The sequence below is a fragment of the Microcella alkalica genome (assembly GCF_014595885.1).
Classification (GTDB): Bacteria; Actinomycetota; Actinomycetes; order Actinomycetales; family Microbacteriaceae; genus Microcella; species Microcella alkaliphila_B.
This window is the reverse complement of record NZ_JABUKC010000001.1, coordinates 730,021-747,652: the sequence shown is the minus strand read 5'-3', so window position 1 is coordinate 747,652 and position 17,632 is coordinate 730,021. Positions and strand designations below refer to the sequence as shown.

General features: G+C 70.4%; 22 protein-coding genes. 12 read left to right on the top strand and 10 right to left on the bottom strand.

Translation table 11 applies throughout. The features are described from left to right. The first annotated feature begins 56 nt into the window (after positions 1 to 56). The 9 genes from ID804_RS03625 to ID804_RS12530 all read left to right on the top strand — a co-directional run bounded on the left by ID804_RS03625 (position 57) and on the right by ID804_RS12530 (position 6,882). Positions 57 to 1,655 carry a recombinase family protein gene (locus ID804_RS03625; RefSeq protein ID WP_169077559.1) on the top strand — a complete coding sequence of 533 codons (1,599 nt, stop codon included), beginning with the start codon at positions 57 to 59 and terminating at the stop codon, positions 1,653 to 1,655. A 330-nt stretch (positions 1,656 to 1,985) separates the two neighbouring features. Continuing rightward, on the top strand, positions 1,986 to 2,531 hold the full coding sequence (locus tag ID804_RS03620) for a hypothetical protein (protein WP_169077558.1): 546 nt from the start codon (positions 1,986 to 1,988) through the stop codon (positions 2,529 to 2,531). Next, positions 2,531 to 2,893: an HNH endonuclease gene (locus ID804_RS12490; RefSeq protein ID WP_169077557.1), complete on the top strand. Its 363-nt coding sequence runs from the start codon at positions 2,531 to 2,533 to the stop codon at positions 2,891 to 2,893. The genes ID804_RS03620 and ID804_RS12490 overlap by 1 nt, the downstream gene beginning before the upstream one ends. 374 nt (positions 2,894 to 3,267) lie before the next feature. After that, complete coding sequence (locus ID804_RS03610; RefSeq protein WP_169077556.1) at positions 3,268 to 4,404, top strand: phage major capsid protein; 1,137 nt, start codon at positions 3,268 to 3,270, stop codon at positions 4,402 to 4,404. Between the two features lie 456 nt (positions 4,405 to 4,860). After that, a complete protein-coding gene (locus tag ID804_RS03605; protein WP_169077555.1) occupies positions 4,861 to 5,217 on the top strand; it encodes a hypothetical protein in 357 nt (118 codons plus the stop codon). Next, positions 5,214 to 5,516 carry a hypothetical protein gene (locus ID804_RS03600; RefSeq protein ID WP_169077554.1) on the top strand — a complete coding sequence of 101 codons (303 nt, stop codon included), beginning with the start codon at positions 5,214 to 5,216 and terminating at the stop codon, positions 5,514 to 5,516. Before ID804_RS03605 ends, ID804_RS03600 begins: the two co-directional genes overlap by 4 nt. Next, complete coding sequence (locus ID804_RS03595; RefSeq protein WP_169077553.1) at positions 5,513 to 5,770, top strand: hypothetical protein; 258 nt, start codon at positions 5,513 to 5,515, stop codon at positions 5,768 to 5,770. Before ID804_RS03600 ends, ID804_RS03595 begins: the two co-directional genes overlap by 4 nt. A gap of 290 nt (positions 5,771 to 6,060) precedes the next feature. Beyond that, on the top strand, positions 6,061 to 6,414 hold the full coding sequence (locus ID804_RS03590) for a hypothetical protein (protein ID WP_169077552.1): 354 nt from the start codon (positions 6,061 to 6,063) through the stop codon (positions 6,412 to 6,414). A gap of 132 nt (positions 6,415 to 6,546) precedes the next feature. Then, on the top strand, positions 6,547 to 6,882 hold the full coding sequence (locus ID804_RS12530) for a DUF7169 domain-containing protein (protein ID WP_432612527.1): 336 nt from the start codon (positions 6,547 to 6,549) through the stop codon (positions 6,880 to 6,882). 4 nt (positions 6,883 to 6,886) lie between these two features. Here the strand turns inward: ID804_RS12530 and ID804_RS03585 are convergent, their stop codons facing one another. The 7 genes from ID804_RS03585 to ID804_RS03555 all read right to left on the bottom strand — a co-directional run bounded on the left by ID804_RS03585 (position 6,887) and on the right by ID804_RS03555 (position 12,210). After that, complete coding sequence (locus tag ID804_RS03585) at positions 6,887 to 7,498, bottom strand: HNH endonuclease (RefSeq protein ID WP_169077551.1); 612 nt, start codon at positions 7,496 to 7,498, stop codon at positions 6,887 to 6,889. A 10-nt stretch (positions 7,499 to 7,508) separates the two neighbouring features. Beyond that, entirely contained in the window at positions 7,509 to 8,189 is a 681-nt protein-coding gene (locus ID804_RS03580; protein ID WP_169077550.1) for a DNA cytosine methyltransferase, read from the bottom strand. Between the two features lie 141 nt (positions 8,190 to 8,330). Next, on the bottom strand, positions 8,331 to 8,585 hold the full coding sequence (locus tag ID804_RS03575) for a hypothetical protein (RefSeq protein ID WP_169077549.1): 255 nt from the start codon (positions 8,583 to 8,585) through the stop codon (positions 8,331 to 8,333). Between the two features lie 86 nt (positions 8,586 to 8,671). Further along, positions 8,672 to 8,875: a hypothetical protein gene (locus ID804_RS03570; RefSeq protein ID WP_169077548.1), complete on the bottom strand. Its 204-nt coding sequence runs from the start codon at positions 8,873 to 8,875 to the stop codon at positions 8,672 to 8,674. 316 nt (positions 8,876 to 9,191) lie between these two features. Next, on the bottom strand, positions 9,192 to 10,139 hold the full coding sequence (locus ID804_RS03565; protein ID WP_317451153.1) for a type II secretion system F family protein: 948 nt from the start codon (positions 10,137 to 10,139) through the stop codon (positions 9,192 to 9,194). Then, complete coding sequence (locus tag ID804_RS03560; protein ID WP_169077547.1) at positions 10,127 to 10,987, bottom strand: type II secretion system F family protein; 861 nt, start codon at positions 10,985 to 10,987, stop codon at positions 10,127 to 10,129. The genes ID804_RS03565 and ID804_RS03560 overlap by 13 nt, the downstream gene beginning before the upstream one ends. Beyond that, on the bottom strand, positions 10,984 to 12,210 hold the full coding sequence (locus tag ID804_RS03555) for a CpaF family protein (RefSeq protein ID WP_169077546.1): 1,227 nt from the start codon (positions 12,208 to 12,210) through the stop codon (positions 10,984 to 10,986). The genes ID804_RS03560 and ID804_RS03555 overlap by 4 nt, the downstream gene beginning before the upstream one ends. A gap of 165 nt (positions 12,211 to 12,375) precedes the next feature. Here ID804_RS03555 and ID804_RS03550 point away from each other — a divergent pair, with 165 nt between their 5' ends. From ID804_RS03550 to ID804_RS03540, 3 genes are all read left to right on the top strand, one after another. Then, on the top strand, positions 12,376 to 12,582 hold the full coding sequence (locus tag ID804_RS03550; RefSeq protein ID WP_169077545.1) for a hypothetical protein: 207 nt from the start codon (positions 12,376 to 12,378) through the stop codon (positions 12,580 to 12,582). Further along, the gene (locus ID804_RS03545; protein WP_169077544.1) at positions 12,566 to 12,928 is read left to right on the top strand and encodes a hypothetical protein; all 363 of its coding nucleotides are present in this window, start codon (positions 12,566 to 12,568) and stop codon (positions 12,926 to 12,928) included. The genes ID804_RS03550 and ID804_RS03545 overlap by 17 nt, the downstream gene beginning before the upstream one ends. Before the next feature lie 66 nt (positions 12,929 to 12,994). Next, the gene (locus tag ID804_RS03540; RefSeq protein WP_317451152.1) at positions 12,995 to 13,780 is read left to right on the top strand and encodes a ZIP family metal transporter; all 786 of its coding nucleotides are present in this window, start codon (positions 12,995 to 12,997) and stop codon (positions 13,778 to 13,780) included. Positions 13,781 to 13,822: 42 nt separating this feature from the next. On the opposite strand, the gene ID804_RS03535 is transcribed toward ID804_RS03540, so the two are convergent. The 3 genes from ID804_RS03535 to gabT all read right to left on the bottom strand — a co-directional run bounded on the left by ID804_RS03535 (position 13,823) and on the right by gabT (position 17,603). After that, positions 13,823 to 14,575, bottom strand: a complete 753-nt coding sequence (locus ID804_RS03535) for a type 1 glutamine amidotransferase (protein ID WP_169077543.1) — start codon at positions 14,573 to 14,575, stop codon at positions 13,823 to 13,825. Positions 14,576 to 14,719: 144 nt separating this feature from the next. Beyond that, positions 14,720 to 16,180, bottom strand: a complete 1,461-nt coding sequence (locus ID804_RS03530; RefSeq protein ID WP_169077542.1) for an NAD-dependent succinate-semialdehyde dehydrogenase — start codon at positions 16,178 to 16,180, stop codon at positions 14,720 to 14,722. Positions 16,181 to 16,244: 64 nt separating this feature from the next. Then, positions 16,245 to 17,603 carry a 4-aminobutyrate--2-oxoglutarate transaminase gene (gene gabT / locus ID804_RS03525; protein WP_169077541.1) on the bottom strand — a complete coding sequence of 453 codons (1,359 nt, stop codon included), beginning with the start codon at positions 17,601 to 17,603 and terminating at the stop codon, positions 16,245 to 16,247. Positions 17,604 to 17,632: the final 29 nt, after the last annotated feature.

The window sequence follows — 17,632 nt, the reverse complement described above, 5'->3', positions numbered from 1 at the left end:
CGAGCGCCCAGATCACGATCACGAGACCGCCGGACTTTTCGCAGTAATCTATTCTCATGAAAGCAGCTGTCCTCTACCTTCGGCTCTCGGTGTCGGATGCCAACGACGGTGTCTCCGACAGCGTGCAGCGCCAGGAGGCGGACCTCCGTGCCTTCGCGGACGCCGAGGGTCTCACCGTAGTTCGCGTCTTCGCCGATGACGGCCTCTCCGGGCGCAAGTCACGCGCCAACGCCGACGAAGCCCTCCGCATGCTGGACAGCGGTGAGGCTGCAGTCCTCATCGTGTGGAAGCTCGACCGCTGGAGCCGCCAGGGCATCTCTGCCATGGGCCGCTTGGTCGACGTACTCGACCGAAACCCGTCAGCCGAGTTCATCGCCTGGAAGGATGGCATCCGGTCGTCGCAGTCCGGTTGGCGTCTGACCGCAGCCGTCCTCTCAGAAGTCGCCCGCACCGAGGCCGACAACACCGCGATGCGCGTCTCTGCGGCCATCCGCTCCAACCAGAAGCAGGGTCGCTTCAAGGGCGGTACGGTCCCCTACGGCTATCGCTCGGCCCCGCATCCCAGCGGCAGAGGCCGGACCCTCGTGCTGGAGCCCACCGAGGTCGCAACCATTCGCCGCATGGCGGCGTGGGCTCTCGATGGTCGCCCGATCAACAGCCTTGCCGACATCCTGACGGTGGAAGGCGTCCCGACCACTCGCTCGCCCTATCGCCTCGCCCAGCTGGCTGGCACGGACCCCACCGGCTTGAGCACCGGCGTCTGGTCCTGGCCTGCCGTGGCGGCCATCCTCACCGGCGATGCCGTGCTCGGCCGCGTCAGCGTCTCCCGCCTCGTGGACGGCAAGAAGGTCTGGTCGCTCGTCCTCGACGACAACGGTCTCCCGCTTCAGCCCTTTCCCGCTGCCCTCGATTCCGACACCAGCGCGAAGCTTCGCGCCCGTATCAAGAGCGGGAAGGTCTCATCCGGTCAGCCTCGCAGAGTCCCGCGCAAGGCCCGCCTGTTGAGCGGCCTGCTCTTCTGCGGCGTCTGCGGGGCCAAGCTGTGGGTCACGGTTCGCTCAGGGCGCCCGACCTACACCTGTTCCCGCAAAGCCGGTGGCACCTGCCCCGCTCCGAACATGACCGCCGAACTGGCTGACCGTGCCATCTCAGACCAGTTCCTCCAGGACCGCGGCCACTGGCCGGAAGCCAGCCTTGAAGAAGTCGTCACCAACCCCGCTACCGCCGACGAACTGGCCTCCGTGCAGACGGCCATCGATCAGACCCTCGCCCAGATGGCCCACGACGACGCGGACGTATCCCGGCTTGCCGCCGCCCTCCAGACCCTGAAGAGCCGCCGTGCGGAGCTCCAGGCGACTCCTGCGACGATCACGCAGCGCTGGGTCCCCACCGGTCGCACCATCGCCGAAGCCTGGGCCGACGCCGACGACTTCGCACGCCGTGACCTGCTCCAGCGCTTCGGCCTCGACCGGGTTGAGCTCCTCCCTACCCAGACCAAGGGCTCCACGGTGTACCAGCCGGAGCGCCTTGTCCCGCTCTGGATCGACCCCGACGACCCCGACGCACCCGCTTTCTTGGGCCGTGGACTGCTGCTCCCGCGCCAGCCGGCGCCTCGCGAAGTCAGCACGGGGTACTACGCCAGCGACCCCGACTGAGCCCTCGCAGCACTTCTGCCCCCTCCGAAACTGCCCTTGCCGCCCAAAACCGCCCTTGCAACTTCCTTGCAAACGCTGGGTTGCTGGCTCTGCCAAGGGTAGAAAGGGCGCGAAGGGCACCCCCTTCCCTATTAGTTGTTAATACCTGTCACTTTCACACCCTGGGGTCCCTTTCTCACCCCACCCTCAATAGCGCGGCCGGAGCCCTCGGCGACACGCCCACCCGAAACTCACCCGGCCAATCCCCGCCCGACTGCGCCACACTCGATTCCAACGCAGTCACTCGGAGCAACGACGTTGCTCGCTTCGCCCTACCCCCGGAGCCACACCATGACTGCATTCACGCTTCAGCGCCCGCCGTACACCGCTGGCCTGTCCCGCCTGTTCGACCTCGACCCCGACGGCTGGGCCCCGCGTAAGGCGCTCTACCGCCTTGCCGTGGCAGGCGGCTACCCGTATTCCGACCGAGCCTTCTTCGAGCTGCTTCGCCGGCGCGGCTTCCGCGAGTCCACCCGGCGCGGTGTGGCCGGCTTCCACGGGTTCCGCGTCTCGCCTGCCCTGGCGGCGGCGCCCCGCCTGGTCCCTCAGCACTCAGCGGCGAGCTACCGCCGAGGCGATCGAAGCCGGGAGGCCCGTGAAGCGCGGCGACTTCAGCGCCAGGTCGCCGAGCTCTACCGAGACGACCCGCTCCCGGAGCCCCCGGCCTTCCTCCAGCCCGGTGAGCTGTGGAACGACGAGCTGACCCAGTGCCAGCGCCACAACCGGTCGAGCGACGTCACCCGCTGTCACCCCGATGCGCCGAGCGAGCGCGACGCCTGCTGGTACTTCTGGACCGAGCGCCCGTGGGACCTCGAAGCCCGCGCCCTCGCCCTCTGATGCCGCACGCCCCCTTCCGCGAGACCCGCCTCCTCCGTGATCGCGCGGCCCGACGCTGGGGCTCCCCCACCATCCGCCGGTGGCTCTGCGTCTACTGCGGAGCGCCGGCCACCGAGGTGGACCACTTCTACCCGTACACCCACCGAGACAGCAGCCTGCCCCACAACCTCGTCCCAGCGTGTGGCCCGTGCAACCGAGACAAGAGCAACACCGACCCAGTCGAGTGGATGACCGCAGTCGGTGTCCCGCCCGACCGCATCGCCTGGCTGCTCGCGATCTATGCCGAACCGACCTTCCGGGCTACCCGTAACCTCCGCATCGACCCGGTGCCCCTGACCTACCGTTCAACACCGCGCCGCTAGGGGCATTGCAACAACCGCGCAACAACGCTGCCCCAGGGCCCCAAACCAGCTCGACGGCACCCCGGGCACCCGCCCCCGATGTGGTATATGAAGGTGTAGGGAGAAAGTGGGCAGAGTCCCGCCGCCCCCACAGTCCACCGGCTTCGCGCCGGTCAGCTGCATCCCGCGACTGTCCCTGTCGCGCCAGCAGCAACCCCGCCCCAGACCTGCAAGCGCAGACCATCTGGCCGGCCAGTTCGCGACGACACGTCGACCACCGTCTCCGAGGCTCAGGCGAGCAGAGAGCGGTGCAGTGCCGTGCGCGTTCCCGCCAGGAGAAGCGGACTCCCGCCACCAGCACGGTGGCATCCAGTCCCTTCCCAAGGAGCATCACCATGAGCAACACCATTCAGGAACTCCGTTCCATCCAGGCCAAGCTGTCGGCGATCGTCGCCAGTGCCAAGGCCACCGGCCGCGACCTCACCGAGGCTGAGGCGGCCGAGATTCAGGCGGGCTCTGCCCGTGCCATCGAGCTCAAGGCGGCCATCGACCGCGGCGAGCAGAACGCCGAGCTCATCGGCCAGGTGGCAGCACTTGGCTCCGACTCGGCCTTCCAGCCTGGCCCCGGCGCCAAGTCGGCCACCGTGGACGGTCACGGCGACGACCGTGGCTACCTCTCGGCTGACTCGATCAAGTCGATGACCCGCACCGCTGCGGCCCCGGGCGTGAAGGCGCTCGTGGCCGCTGGCAGCTCGACCAGCCCGGTCGCGCTGGAGTCCAAGCCCATCCCGATGGGCGGCGGCAACATCGGCCTCCTCTCGCTGGTCCCGACGATCATCCGCGACACCCCGCAATACTCGTACCTCCGCCAGTCGGTGCGCACGAACAACGCGGACGTCGTCGCTGCTGGTGCAACCAAGCCGACCTCGGTCTTCACCGTGGCGGCCGTGCCGAACGAGCTGAAGGTCGTCGCGCACCTGTCCGAGTACGTCGATAAGTACCTGCTCGAGGACAACCGCGACCTCGAGTCGTTCCTGTCCGGCGAGCTCCAGTTCGGCGTGCTGCAGAAGGTCACGGAGCTCGCGCTCACTGCCTTCACGACCGCCTCGGGCATCCAGTCGATCGCCTACACGAACAGCCCCGCCGACAGCATCTACGTTGGCGCGGACAGCGTGTCCGAACTCGGGTACAACCCGAACCTCGTCATCGTGAACCCGGCTGACTACCGGACCATCCGACTGGCCAAGGGCTCGGACCAGCACTACGTGTCGGGCGAGCCGCTGGAGGGTTCGCCCCTCAAGGCGATCTGGGGGCTGACCACTCTCACGACGCCGGGCATCCCGGCTGGCACCGCGCTGGTCCTCGACACCAACGCGGTGTCGATCAGCGTGGACCGTTCGGGCATCGTGACCGAGTGGGACGCGATCAGCGGCTTCGACTCGAACCGCGTCCGCGCTCGCACCGAGGGCCGTTTCGGCTTCGACGTGAAGTCGCCCGCTGCGCTCGCGCTGGTGGACCTGACCGCCGCGTAAGCAGCACCCGCTGACCTCGGTCAGCAGGCCTGGTCGGCCTCAACAGCCGGCCAGGTCACCACGCACCGGTGCCGATGAAGGCGACCCACCGGTGAAGTAGCAGCCGCTCTCTGGGGTTGGGAGCAGCTGCCGCGCCCGCAGCGCCGACACCGTGACCGTGATCGATCAGACGTCTCTGCCTCGTCTGGTCTCCGCCGGTGTCGGCGCTGCCCTCAACTGCTGTCTGAAGGTGGCTTGTGCACTTTCAGCCAGTACCGGCGCGGGTGACGAGAGCAGGCATGACACAGCCGCTCTTGTTGCCCGCGCCACCCACAATCTCCGCGCCAGGGGGGGTAGGCGGGGTCATTCCCGTGGCTGGACGCCCCCGGGCCAGACTCCCGGCAACCTTCGTCCCTCCCTGCTGGCCTTTCGAATCCCCAACCCTGCCCGCAGCACCATTCCGCCTCTGGAGGCATCATGTTCAACTTCCAATCCGCCTCTGGCCGCGTTCGGCTGCTGGAGCGACTCCTTGTGGAAGCCGAGGAGAAGGCCTCGCAGCTGGACGCCGAGCTCACCGACCTCCGCGCCCACAACGAGCGTCTCTCCGCTGAGCTGACCGCCGCGAAATCCATTCACCCGAGCGTCCGCGATTACCTCGCCGGCTCGAACGTCAATCTCGTGGCCTCGCTCGGCACCCTTCACGGCCGCTCGGCCGAGCTGACGCAGCTCCACAGCCTCGCGCAGGCCTCGGACGCCGGGAAGGACGCGGGCAACAGCCACTTCGCCCGCGCGCTGGTGGCCTACTTCGAGCGGAAGTACGGGGTGAACCGATGACCACGATGGCCGAAGCCCTAGAGGTCACCCTCGCGGCCGACCCGATCTACTCCCTCCCCGAGCAAGCAGCCGCCGTCGCCCTCGCCCGCGAACTCGCCCGCGAGCTCGACGACCAGATCGCAACCACCGGCGCCGCCCAGACCCGCACCCTGGCGACCTTCGCTGGCTCGGTGAACAGCCTGCGCCGTGTCCTCCGTGACGAGCGCGACCAGGCCCGCAAGACGGCCCAGGCCCCGAAGGGAACGGCGACCCGCCTGGCGCTCATCAAGCAGCAGGCCCAGCAGCAGGCCGCCTCATGACCGCGAGCGAGTACCCCTGTAGTCACTGCCACGAGTGGAAGCCGGCTGACGCCTTCGGCTTCGACCGATCCCGCGTCACCGGCCTGGCATACCGCTGCAAAGCCTGCGAGCGGGAGCGCTTCCGCGCCATGCGCCAGGACCCCGTCAAAGCCGAGCGCCGCCGCGCCCAGAACCGTGAGTCCTACCGTCGCGCGGTCGAGCGCTTCGGCCACACGCCACGTAGTCCGGGATACCCCGGGAACGCCCTGAACTGAGCCCCGGTCGCGACATATTCGAACTGTCGCTACCACCCCGACTCACCTCGGCCCCGCGCCGAGCTCAGCCGAGAGCCGCTAGCTCGTTTCGGCTGCATCAAGACCAGACCCTCGGGGTCATCCCTTTCTAGCGGCAGGGATGGCCTCGGGGGTCTATTCCTATTTTGGAGCCCGCTAGACATGACGAACCTTCTCACCACCCTCCGCAGCGCCGCCTTGGCACTGTCCACCATCGCCTTCCTCGCGCTGCCCTTCGCACCGCTCGCCTATGCCCTCGGTGGAGGTGTGCGATGACTCCCGAGCTGTACCGCCGCTGTCCGCACTGCGACACTCGCCAGCCCGCCAACAACTTCGAGCCCGGCCGCACGATCTGCACCCGCTGCCACGCCGAGCGCAAAGCCGAGAAGGCCAAGGCGTATCGAGCTCGCCGCGCTGCCGACCTTCGCGCCCGAACCCCTGAGCAGGTCGAGGCCGACCGCGCCCGTGTCCGTCCCGACGGCCTGCAGACCTGCAACCGCTGCTGCGTCGCGCTCCCGTTCTCCGCTTTCGCCCCTGACCTGCGCCGGCTCTCCGGACTGAATCAGACCTGCTCGCCGTGTCGCGTGACTCGCGCGCAGGAGAAGTACGGGCAACTGCACGCATGAACACAGTCGAAAGGACCGCACCATGACCAAGCCCGACGAAACCACTGTCCTGCCCGATGGCGACGACACGCCGTCGATCTGGCAGCCGACCCCGCAGCCGCCGCGCCACCTGCCGAAGGACTGGGAGCTCTGATGGCCGGTCTGACTGATCCGCGAGTCCGAGCACTGGCTACGGCTCAGCTCCGAGTGCGGCAGGTCCTCATCGACGTGGATGCCACCGAGGCAGAGTGGCGCCTCGGACGGACACCCGTCCTGAAGGAGGACACCACCGAGCGCAGCAAAGGCCTCGTCTCCGACCCGACACCCCACATCGTGATGGACACCCGCCGCCGCCACGTCCACGACGCGGCCGTGAAGGCCCGCCGCGCCATGGCCCACGCCGACCGGACTCTCCATGTCGCGACCAAACGGCTGGAGGCTGCTCTCGCTCGGTTGGATTCTGAGGCCTCAGAAGCTACCGACGGATAGAACGTCAGCCATCGAATCCGGGGAGCTCAGAACTGGCCACAGGGCTTGTGGGCTGGCTTTCGTACTTCGACTTCAGCCAGTTGTAGACGGCGAGTTGCTCCCCGTTCCCAGCGCGTCGCACCTGGGACAGGAGCCAGATGGTCGAAGGCTTCTCGGTCGTGATGTTCTTGGCGCCCTGGTTGCAGGTGGAGCAGAGGGTGCGAAGATTCGCGAGCTTGTCCTCGCCGCCGAAGCTCTTGTCCACGATATGGCCAATGTGTAGGCGAACTAGCCGACCAGTGTCCGGGTCGATGTCACCGGCGGTCTTGCCGCACATCTGACAGGTCGAGCCGTCGCGGTCAAGCACCTGCGCTCGCAACCGCTGCGACATGGTGCGCACCATCGCCTTGGTGGACTGAGCAGGCGGCTCACCGACAAGCATGTACTCGCCGGGCTTCAGGTCCTGCGTGTCGTGGTTGGTGCGGATGGGCCAGCCTTCTTCGTCGCGCAGCTCACGCACGCGGCGAGCCCACTCACTGACCGGCTGCGCGACCGCTTGCAGCTGCGCAGCGGTAACCACCTCGCCCGCGTGGTCGCGGAAATACTGCCTGATTCGCGACTTTGCGCTGCCCGCCATAAAGGTGAGCTTAGGCCGCGATCTGCGTCTCCTGCTTCACGGCACGCATAAGCGCAGCGCCGAGGTACTCCGTGTATGCGGGCGGAATCGACTCGTTCAGCTCGTGCTTGTTCATCCAGTCAATGCCAAGCGCGTCACGGGCGTTCGCGATGGAGCAGTTCCCGCCTCCGGTGACCTGAACGAAGGAGACGTTCTGGTCCAGCTTCCCGTAATGCGCCTTGCGCTTGTCATGCGTGAAGACGAGAGGGTGCTTTCCGTGGGGCGGCGCCACCAGTTCGATGTTCGACTCGAACAGGCGGTGGCGGATCACGCGCAGCCCAGGGAACATCGTTCCGCAGAGCACCGTCGGGTTGAGCAGAGGAGCGCCCTCGACGTTCTCGATGATGTAAGGCACACCGAGGCTCTGCAGCATCTCGCGCACCGGCTCGATCAGCCGAGGCCACATGTGGGCGTTGGCGTTCCGCTTCGCAAGGTCGGAGTACGACTGGCAGGGCGGCGACGCGTGGATGGCGTCAAACGAGGCGAGGAAGTCCGGGTCGAGAGTCAGGGCGTCGGCCTGAATGAACTCAAACGGGTAACGCGGCTGCGGATCAATATCGACACCAACGACCTCAAATCCTGCCCGGTGATAGCCCATCCCAGCCCCACCAGCGCAGCTAAACAGGTCGAGGAGGCGAGGCTTTGAAGACATGGCTTCAGAGTACCGAGGGGGTGCGACGTTCGAGGCCGAACGCGCCGAATCCGAGCGACCCCCGAGTGTCGAGGCGTGAGATGAGACAACGACGAAGCCCCCGCCATCCATCTGGACGCGGGGGCTAGTCGTGTAGGCGGTTCACGCGGTGGCGCTGGCCTCCAGCTCCGCGAGCCGAGCCTGCATGGCGGCGACCTCGGCGGCCTTCTTGGCCCGCGACTTCTTGCTAGCCTCGCGTGCGACCTCAGCGGCGTAGAGCTTCTTGACGGCGCGGGCGGTCTCGATGACCTCGTCCACGCTGGCCAGGTAGGCGGCGACGTCCTCCTGCTCGACGTGGCCGGCGCTCAGCTCGGCGTCGAGGGCCTTGATGGCGGCGCTGATGTTCTTGCTGCTCATGATCGTTCTCCTTAGCGGTGGCGGTGGGGTGGTGCTTGCTAAGTAGAAATGTGGCCCGCCAACACGGGACGGCCACTGGAGTCGCGTCACCTCCGAGCAGTCGCCTTCACCGCGTACCACGCCGCCTGCCACCTCGCGACGTTCTCACTCGTCTTGCCGTGGCGAGCAATCTCCACCTCTGCCGCCGCGAGCTCAGCCTCCGCAGCCAGCCGCGTCGCCCGTCTCTCCATGGCGGCGAGCCTCTCCGCGTGGCCCGCCATCAGGCGGTTCGTGATGATGGGGACGGGCATGGTGTTCCTCCTGGGTGACGACGCCGGCATCGACGTCCAGGAAAGCATAAGCATACGTCCAGGGACTATCGGGGCTTACTCAGCTACTTCATAGCTAGATAACTCCCACAGCTAGATCACTAGCTAATAACCGTTCCGGCAGTCATCAAGGTGATGAGCACCCAGCCGGGCACGTCGCCGCGATCCTCCCGGCGAAGGCGGTCGACGAGGGCGAGTGTGCGGGACATGACGGATCCTTTCGTACGGTGGAGCGCCGACAGGATGCGCGGCGCGCGTCGAGCGAGGCGCGAGCTCTCCACAGCGCCCCCTGCTCGACTCAGAGACCCAGCTGGAGCACCATGAGGCCTGGCCAGATGGCGAACAGCACGGTGACCGGGAGGATGAGGAACACGAGCGGCACGAGCATCGCCACCTCGCGCTTGCCGGCGGCCTCGAGGATGCGCCGCTTGGATTCCTCTCGTGCGTCGAGCGCCTGCGCGCGCAGCACGTCGGCGAGCGGTGTGCCGCGCTCGAGCGCACCGAGCATCTGATCGACAAGGCGGGCGACCGCGGGCATCGCGAGCTCGTCGCGCAGCTCGGCGAGCGCGCGAGCGATCGGCTGCCCGGCGTCCACGCGCGACACGACGCGCCCCAGTTCGCCAGCGAGCTCTCCCGAACCGGTCGTCGCGATGCGGCGCAGGGCGTCGAGAATCGACTCGCCCGCCGAGACGCTGAGCGCGAGGAACTCGACCACGGTCGGCAGCTCCTCGCTCATGCGGGCGACTCGTCGTCGGGCGGCGCGCGCGAGCAGGGCATCCGTCGCCCCGATGCCAGCGATCGCGCCGGCCACGAGGCCCGCCGCGGCGATCGGGATCGGCCCGACCCCTTCACGGCCGGCGATGAGCCCCGCGACCGCCCCGACGACGGCGCCGGCCGCGGCGCCGAGCAGCTGGCGCGCGCGGTGGGCGTCGACGGTGAGCGTCGAGCCGGCCTGCCGCAGGCGCGTGCGGATGATGGGTGCGCCGCCGAGCACGCCCTCGAGCACGCGGCCGAGGCCGGCGACGAGCGGCGCCAGCACGGCGCCGACGATGGGCAGCGGGTCGACGCTGCGGGGCCTCGTCATCTCGCGCGCCTCCGCCGACACGTCGACGAGGTACGGCGCAAGCCGCGTCGTCAGGCGCGGGCGCCCGATGCGGGGCGCGAGCGACACGAGCAGCCAGAGCCCCGTGCCGAGGGCGGCGCCGGCGAGCAGGGCGAGGGCGATCGAGGGCGTCACCGGAACCACCGCCCCTCCTCCGGCAGCCGACCGAGCGCAATCATGAGCCGGTAGGCCACGAGCGAGACCCCGAGGCCGACGAGCACGAGCACGGCGCCGCCCGCGGTGTTGTACGCCGCCGCGGCCTCGGGCCGTGTGCCGAGCAGCAGCAGCACGACCCACGGCGCGGCCACGCCCAATCGCGCCGCGTTGCGCACCCACGATTGCCGGGCGTCGACCTCGGAGCGCACGGCCGCGTCGGTGCGAAGGTACTGCGCGAGCGCGCGCAGCACGGCGGGCAGCTCGGTGCCGCCGACCTCGCGCGCCATGCGCAGGGTCTCGACGATGCGGTCGGCGACGGGGTCGGCGAGCGCGGTCTTGAGGTCGTCGAGCGCCTCGCCGAAGCGGGCGGTGCGCGTGTACTCGCGGCGGAACTCGCGGAACGGCCCCCGCACGGCCTCGGGTGCCGCCTCGGCGAGCGCGCCGATCGCCTCGGGCAGACCGAGACCGGCGCGGATGCCCGACACGAGGTGGTCGACGACGTCAGGCCACACCTGCCGCAGCGCGCGACGTCGCGCGGCGGCCCGCGCTCGCAGCGCGAGGATCGGCAGGCTCGCGCCGACGACGCCCGCGACGGGCGCGAGCGCCACGACGGGCACGAGCAGCAGCACGAGCGCCCCACCGACGACGCCGGAGAGCACGACGACCGCGAGGAGCACGACGGGGCTGGCGGTCGACAAGCCGGCGCGGGCGAGCAGCTCGGCGAAAGGGGCGAGCGAGCGCCGTCGGTCACGGGGCTCAGCAGTGCGGGGCCACAGCCAGGGCGAGGCGATGAGCAGCACACCGGCGGCGAGCAGCAGGGCGGCGATCGCGGTCATGCGGCCTCCGTCACGATGCGGACGTCGAGCCCCGCGGTGACGAACTTCTCGACGCGAGCGGGGTGCAGCCCGGTCGGCACGAGCCGGTCTCCTGCACGCCGGAACAGGGTGTCGGCCTCGATGCCGGAGCCCTCGACGCGACCGGTCGGCGCCACGATCTCCGCCACGCGGCGCTGACCGCCGGGCGTGAGCTCGCAGTGCACGACGAAGTCGATGGCGCTCGCGACGGTCGGCACGACGAAGGAGGCGTCGATGTTGCGCCCGGCGAGCAGCGGCAGGGTCGACAGCTTCACGAGGGCGTCGCGCGCGCTGTTGGCGTGGAGGCTGCAGGCGCCGGGCAGCCCGCTGTTGAGGGCGATGAGCAGGTCGAGCGATTCCGCCTCGCGCACCTCACCGACGACGAGGCGGTCGGGGCGCATGCGGAGCGCCTCCTTGATGAGCCGCCGCAGCGAGATCTCGCCGAGACCCTCGAGGTTCGGCGTGCGGCACTGCATGGCGACGCAGTCGGGGGCGTGCAGGTCGAGCTCGAAGGTCTCCTCCACCGTGACGATGCGCTCGCTCGACCGCGCACCGGCCAGCAGCGCGCCGAGCATCGTCGTCTTGCCCGACTGCGTCGCGCCCGACACGAGGATGTTGCAGCCGGCGAGCACCGCCATGCGCAGGAACTCGGCGGCTTGCGGCGTGAGGGAGCCGAGCTCGACCAGGCGCGAGAGGCTGCGGATGCGCTGCGAGAACTTGCGCACGTTGACCGCCCAGTGCGAGCGCGTGACATCGGGGATGACGACGTGCAGGCGCGAGCCGTCGGGCAGCGAGGCGTCGACGAAGGGCGAGCTCAGGTCGACGCGGCGGCCGGTCGCCTGCAGCATGCGCTCCACGAGCGTGCGCACCTGCTCGTCGGTGAGGCGCACGTCCGCGCGCTCGCTCACGCCCGCGCGGGCGATGAAGACGGCGTCGGGGCGGTTGATCCAGATCTCCTCGACGGTCGGGTCGTCGAAGTACGGCTGCAGCGGGCCGTAGCCGGTGATGCCCGCGAGCACCTGGCCGAAGGCGTGCGCCTCGTCGGCGATGCGCGGCAACGATCCGGCGAGCGAGCGCTCGGCGTACGAGCGCAGCTCCTCCCGGACGAGCCGCTCGGCGGCATCCGGGTCGCGGCGCAGGTCGAGTCGCTCGCTGCGGATGCGCTCGCGGACCCGGTCGGTGATGACGGAGACGGCGGAGGACATGCGCAGGATGATCACCCGAGCCGCGGCCGAGCATCCGTCGCTTCTCCACAGTGCGGATGCCCGCCGCACGCTCGAGAAAAAACCCGTGCGTTCTACCGCGGAATGTGCTGTTATTGACGAAACCCCGTTTTCCGCTGGTGTTCCCCCGACCCCCGAAGGCGCACGATGACCGTGATCGCGATGAGCTCGACGCAGGCCATCGACCTCGACCTGAGCGGCGTCACCACGGTGCTCGGGGTCGTGCTCGCCATCGGCGTGACCGTGCTGCTGGGCTGGATGTGGAAGCTCGGCCACCGACTGGAGGGCGGCGAGACCGCGACCCCGCCGCGGCCCGAGCGCTCGTCGGCCTCGACGGATGCGGCCGTCGGCTGACGCCGGCCGGGCCGCGCCGCCCGCGTCGCGCATCCTGACCGTCGGCGAGTTCCGACGGCGCGAGCGCGAGCTGCACCGCGGCTACCCGCTCGCGATCGCTCTGCTCGCGCTGGGCGCCGCACTGACCGCGACGCTGTGGGCCATCGGCGCCTCGCGCGTCGCCCTGCTTGACGCGCTGCCGCGCCCCGCAACGCGCGCCGAGATCGACGAGATCGTCGCCGCGAGCTCCCTCGAGGCCGAGCTGCTGCTGCTCGGCGCGGGCCTCGTCTGGGCGGGCATCATCGTCGCGGTCGCCACCGCGCACCTGCTCGCGCGCCTGCGCTCGCGGGCCGCCGTGCGGCGCTGAGCCGAACGCCGCGCGCGGTCGTAGGCTGACCCCGACGGCCGCGCGCGCCGGCGGATCGGAGGAGCCGTGCCCGACCTGCTCGGAGCCCTCGCCGCCGGCGGCGCGGGGCTCGGCGCCGCCGCCTTCCTCGTCGTCGGCGCCGTCATCGGCTGGCTCGCGCGCGTGCCCCACGCCGTCGTCGCCGGCGTCATGGCGTTCGGCGCCGGCGCGCTCATCTCGACGCTCGCCTTCGAGCTCGTCGTCGAGGCGCACGAGACCGGCGGCCTCGCTCCGACCCTCGCCGGGTTCCTGCTCGGGGCGGTCATCTTCGTCGTTGCCGACCTGCTGCTCGCGCGGCAGGGCGCCCGCGCGCGCAAACGGTCGATCGCGCTGCAGAGCGCGCCGGGCATCCACGCCTCGCCCGCCCCCGCCGCGAGCACGGCTATCGGGCTCGCGGTCGCCGTGGGCGCGCTGCTCGACGGCGTGCCCGAGAGCCTCGTGCTCGGTCTCTCGCTCGCCGAAGGCGGCGCGGTGAGCCTGCCGATCCTCATCGCGGTCGCCGTCTCGAACATCCCGGAGGGGCTCTCGAGCGCCGCCGGCATGCGGCACGAGGGGCGCAGCGCCCGCTACGTCTTCGGCGTGTGGGGCGGCATCGCGCTCGCCTCGGGGCTCGCCGCGGCGCTCGGGTTCCTCGTGCTCGCCGACGCGCCAAGCGGCGTGATCGCGGGGGTGCAGACGGTCGCGGCGGGCGGCATCCTCGCCATGGTCGCCAACACCATGATCCCGGAGGCGTTCGACGCCGACCGCTCGCTCACCGGCCTGTGGGCGGCGCTCGGGTTCGCGCTGTCGTTCGCGCTCACGCAGCTCGGCTGACCCCGCCGCCCCCGCTCGTGCGGCCGGCGACGGATGCCCGGCTCACGTCTGCGCGAACCGCCGCACCTCGGCCGCGAACGCCGCGCCGACCGCGTGCGCGCGGTCGCGGTACTCGCGCCACTTCTCGTGGCTCAGCGCCTCCTGGTGCTCGGGGTCGGCGCCGACGCGCTCGAAGCCGGGGCGGTCGCCGGCGATCCACGCCAGCTGCGTCGCAAGCCCCACCTCGAGGTGGAACTGCAGGCCCCACGCGCACTCCCCCACCCGGAAGGCCTCGATGATGCCGTTCGTCTCGCCCAGCAGCGTGGCGCCCTCGGGCAGCTCGAACGAGTCGAAGTGGTAGTGGAAGACGTCGAGCTCGCCGTCGGAAGCGAGCGGTGCGACCACCGGGTCGGCGGCGGCCTCCGGCGTGGGGGTCACGCGGGTCCAGCCGAGCTCGGGCACGGGCGACGGGCGGAACGCGGCGCCCGACGCGGCGGCGAGCAGCTGGGCGCCGAAGCAGAGACCCAGCACGGGCATCCGCCGATCGATCGCCTCGCGCAGCAGCGCCTTCTCGACCGGCATCCACTGCTTCTCGGCCTCGTCGCGCACGCCCGCGTACGCGCCGAGCGAGATGACGCCGCTGAAGCCATCGAGGCTCGCCGGGGCGCCGTCGGGCACGCGACCGGCATCCCACACGACGATGCGGATGCCCGCCTCGGCGAGCGGCGGCGCGAGCTCGCCGAGGTTGTCGTCGACGTCGTGCTGCACGACGAGCACGGCGGGCTGGGCGGTCTGCGATGCAGGGGTCACGAGCATGCTCCGGAGGGTAGGGCGCGCCAGCGCGGGGCGGGAGTGGAGATTCCCCGCCGGGCGGCCACCACAGCGCCCGGCGGGGACGGGATCCGCCGCCGGGCGGCCACCACAGCGCCCGGCGGCGGAGACCTGGCCTCCGCGGAAGGACTACGCCTTCGGGATGAACGTGTACTTCGTCGTCAGGTACTCGTCGATGCCCTCGAGCGAGCCCTCGCGGCCGATGCCCGACTGCTTGACGCCGCCGAACGGGGCCGCCGCGTTGGAGATGACGCCGGCGTTGAGGCCCATCATCCCGGTCTCGAGGCGGTCGATCATGCGCATGCCGCGCGCGAGATCCTGCGTGTAGACGTAGCTGATGAGGCCGTACTCGGTCGCGTTGGCGAACTCGACCGCCTCGTCCTCGGTCTCGAAGGGCACGATGGCGAGCACGGGGCCGAAGATCTCCTCGCTCAGCAGGCGCGTGCCGGGCTGCACGCCCGTGAGCACCGTCGGCGGGTAGAACGAGCCGGCGCGGTCGGGCACGACGCCGCCGGTCGTGACCGTGGCGCCCTTCGCGACGGCGTCCTGCACGAGCTCGTGCGAGCCCTGCACGGCGTTGTCGTCGACGAGCGGGCCGATCTGCACGCCCTCCTCGGTGCCGCGGCCCATCTTCATGGCGGCGACGCGCTCGGTGACGCGGCGGCCGAACTCGTCGGCGACCGACGCCTGCACGAGGATGCGGTTCGCCGCCGTGCAGGCCTGGCCGATGTTGCGGAACTTGGCGAGCATGACGCCGTCGATGGCCTTGTCGAGGTCAGCATCCTCGAACACGACGAAGGGGGCGTTGCCGCCGAGCTCCATCGACGTGCGCAGGATGCCGTCGGCGGCCTGCTTCATGAGCATGCGGCCGACCTCGGTCGAGCCCGTGAAGCTCAGCTTGCGCAGGCGCGGGTCGGCGATGATCTCGGCCGACAGCGCGCCCGACTTGGCGGTCGTGACGACGTTGACGACGCCCTTGGGCAGCCCCGCCTCCTCCAGCACCTTCACGAAGTACATCGTCGTGAGCGGCGTGAGCGCGGCGGGCTTGATGATCGAGGTGCAGCCGGCGGCGATCGCGGGCGCGATCTTGCGGGTCGCCATCGCGAGCGGGAAGTTCCAGGGCGTGATGAGGAACGAGGGGCCGACGGGTGCGTGCGAGACGACGATCTGGCCGGTGCCCTCGGGGTTCGAGCCGAAGCGGCCGGTGATACGGACGGCCTCCTCGCTGAACCAGCGCAGGAACTCGGCGCCGTAGGCGACCTCGCCGCGCGACTCGGCGAGCGGCTTGCCCATCTCGAGCGTCATGAGCAGCGCGAACTCGTCGGCGCGCTCGGTGACGAGCTCGAACGCGCGCCGCAGGATCTCGCCGCGCACGCGCGGCGCCGTGGCGCCCCAACTGGCCTGGGCGTTCGCGGCCGCGTCCATGGCGCGCTTGCCGTCGGCGACGGAGGCGCTCGCGATCTCGACGAGCAGCTCGCCCGTCGACGGGTCATTGACGGCGAGCGTCGCGCCGCCCTCGGCGTCGACCCACTCGCCGTCGATGTACAGGCCGCGGGGCAGCTTGGCGAGCAGTTCGGCTTCGGTGATCATGGTGTCCCTTTTCGCTTCGAAGGATGCGGTGGTGGCGGGCCCGCGGGGTGGTCGGTGGGTGCGGCTAGGCGGCGTTCGCGGCGAGCGCCTCGCCGATGACGCCGATGCCCTCGCGCAGCAGCTCGTCGCTGATCGACAGCGGCGGCAGCAGGCGGATGACGTTGCCGTCGGTGCCGCAGGTCAGCACGATGACGCCGGCGTTGTGGCAGTGCTTCGCGACGCGGCCGGTGAGGGCGGCGTCGGGCTTGCCGTCGGCGTCGACGAGCTCGATCGCCATCATGGCGCCGCGCCCGCGGATGTCGCCGATGCGCGCATCCTGTTGCTGGAGGGCCGTGAGCTCGGCGAGGATGATCGCCTCGAGCTCACGGGCCCGGCCGAGCAGGTCGTGCTCGTCGTAGGCGGCCAGGGCGCCGAGCGCCGCGGCCGTCGCGATGGGGTTGCCGCCGTAGGTGCCGCCGAGGCCGCCCGCGTGCGGAGCATCCATGATCTCGGCACGGCCGGTGACGGCGGCGAGCGGCAGGCCGCCCGCGATGCCCTTGGCGAGGGTGATGAGGTCGGGCACGATGCCCTCGTCCTCGCTCGCGAACATCTGGCCGGTGCGCGCGAAGCCGGTCTGCACCTCGTCGGCGATGAAGACGACGCCGTTGGCGTTCGCCCAGGCCTGCAGCGCGGGCAGGAAGCCCTTCGCGGGCACGACGAAGCCGCCCTCGCCCTGGATGGGCTCGATGATGATCGCGGCGATGCGGTCGGCGCCGATCTGGCGCTCCATCATGTGGATGGCGCGCTCGGCCGCCTCGGCCCCGCTGAGGCCGTCGCGGAACGGGTACGACATGGGCGCGCGGTAGATGTCGGGCGCGAACGGGCCGAAGCCGGCCTTGTAGGGCATCGCCTTGGCGGTGAGGCCCATGGTGAGGTTGGTGCGGCCGTGGTAGCCGTGGTCGAAGGCGACGACGGCCGACTTGCCGGTGAAGTAGCGGGCGATCTTGATGGCGTTCTCGACGGCCTCGGCGCCCGAGTTGAACAGGGCGGTGCGCTTGGCGTGGTCACCGGGGGTGAGCCGGTTGAGCGCCTCGGCGACCTCGACGTAGCCGTCGTAGGGCGTGATCGTGAAGCAGGTGTGCGTGAAGCGCTGCACCTGCTCGATGACGGCGGCCGTGACGTGCGGGTCGGCGTTGCCGACGTTGGTGACGGCGATGCCCGAGCCGAGGTCGATGAGCGAGTTGCCGTCGACGTCGACGATGACGCCGCCGCCCGCGGCGACCGCGTAGACGGGCATCATCGTGCCGACGCCGCTCGAGACGGCCGCCTGCTTGCGCGCGATCCACTGCTCGCTCAGCGGGCCCGGAATGCTCGTGACGAGGCGGCGCTCCTGCGGCAGCGAGGGGCCGCCGACGATCTCGGGCGCGGTGACGGTCATGCTCATGCGGGCCAGCGTAGGGCGGCGGCTCGCGA

Excerpts from the sequence above, each read along its gene's own strand:
- ID804_RS03585 (WP_169077551.1), bottom strand. The coding sequence starts at position 7,498 with ATGGCGGGCAGCGCAAAGTCGCGAATCAGGCAGTATTTCCGCGACCAC.
- ID804_RS03610 (WP_169077556.1), top strand. The coding sequence starts at position 3,268 with ATGAGCAACACCATTCAGGAACTCCGTTCCATCCAGGCCAAGCTGTCG.
- ID804_RS03590 (WP_169077552.1), top strand. The coding sequence starts at position 6,061 with ATGACTCCCGAGCTGTACCGCCGCTGTCCGCACTGCGACACTCGCCAG.
- ID804_RS03555 (WP_169077546.1), bottom strand. The coding sequence starts at position 12,210 with ATGTCCTCCGCCGTCTCCGTCATCACCGACCGGGTCCGCGAGCGCATC.
- ID804_RS03605 (WP_169077555.1), top strand. The coding sequence starts at position 4,861 with ATGTTCAACTTCCAATCCGCCTCTGGCCGCGTTCGGCTGCTGGAGCGA.
- ID804_RS03535 (WP_169077543.1), bottom strand. The coding sequence starts at position 14,575 with ATGCTCGTGACCCCTGCATCGCAGACCGCCCAGCCCGCCGTGCTCGTC.
- ID804_RS03580 (WP_169077550.1), bottom strand. The coding sequence starts at position 8,189 with ATGTCTTCAAAGCCTCGCCTCCTCGACCTGTTTAGCTGCGCTGGTGGG.
- ID804_RS03545 (WP_169077544.1), top strand. The coding sequence starts at position 12,566 with ATGCGGCCGTCGGCTGACGCCGGCCGGGCCGCGCCGCCCGCGTCGCGC.
- gabT (WP_169077541.1), bottom strand. The coding sequence starts at position 17,603 with ATGAGCATGACCGTCACCGCGCCCGAGATCGTCGGCGGCCCCTCGCTG.
- ID804_RS03570 (WP_169077548.1), bottom strand. The coding sequence starts at position 8,875 with ATGCCCGTCCCCATCATCACGAACCGCCTGATGGCGGGCCACGCGGAG.
- ID804_RS03530 (WP_169077542.1), bottom strand. The coding sequence starts at position 16,180 with ATGATCACCGAAGCCGAACTGCTCGCCAAGCTGCCCCGCGGCCTGTAC.
- ID804_RS03560 (WP_169077547.1), bottom strand. The coding sequence starts at position 10,987 with ATGACCGCGATCGCCGCCCTGCTGCTCGCCGCCGGTGTGCTGCTCATC.
- ID804_RS03595 (WP_169077553.1), top strand. The coding sequence starts at position 5,513 with ATGACCGCGAGCGAGTACCCCTGTAGTCACTGCCACGAGTGGAAGCCG.
- ID804_RS03600 (WP_169077554.1), top strand. The coding sequence starts at position 5,214 with ATGACCACGATGGCCGAAGCCCTAGAGGTCACCCTCGCGGCCGACCCG.
- ID804_RS03575 (WP_169077549.1), bottom strand. The coding sequence starts at position 8,585 with ATGAGCAGCAAGAACATCAGCGCCGCCATCAAGGCCCTCGACGCCGAG.
- ID804_RS03550 (WP_169077545.1), top strand. The coding sequence starts at position 12,376 with ATGACCGTGATCGCGATGAGCTCGACGCAGGCCATCGACCTCGACCTG.
- ID804_RS12490 (WP_169077557.1), top strand. The coding sequence starts at position 2,531 with ATGCCGCACGCCCCCTTCCGCGAGACCCGCCTCCTCCGTGATCGCGCG.
- ID804_RS12530 (WP_432612527.1), top strand. The coding sequence starts at position 6,547 with ATGGCCGGTCTGACTGATCCGCGAGTCCGAGCACTGGCTACGGCTCAG.
- ID804_RS03625 (WP_169077559.1), top strand. The coding sequence starts at position 57 with ATGAAAGCAGCTGTCCTCTACCTTCGGCTCTCGGTGTCGGATGCCAAC.
- ID804_RS03620 (WP_169077558.1), top strand. The coding sequence starts at position 1,986 with ATGACTGCATTCACGCTTCAGCGCCCGCCGTACACCGCTGGCCTGTCC.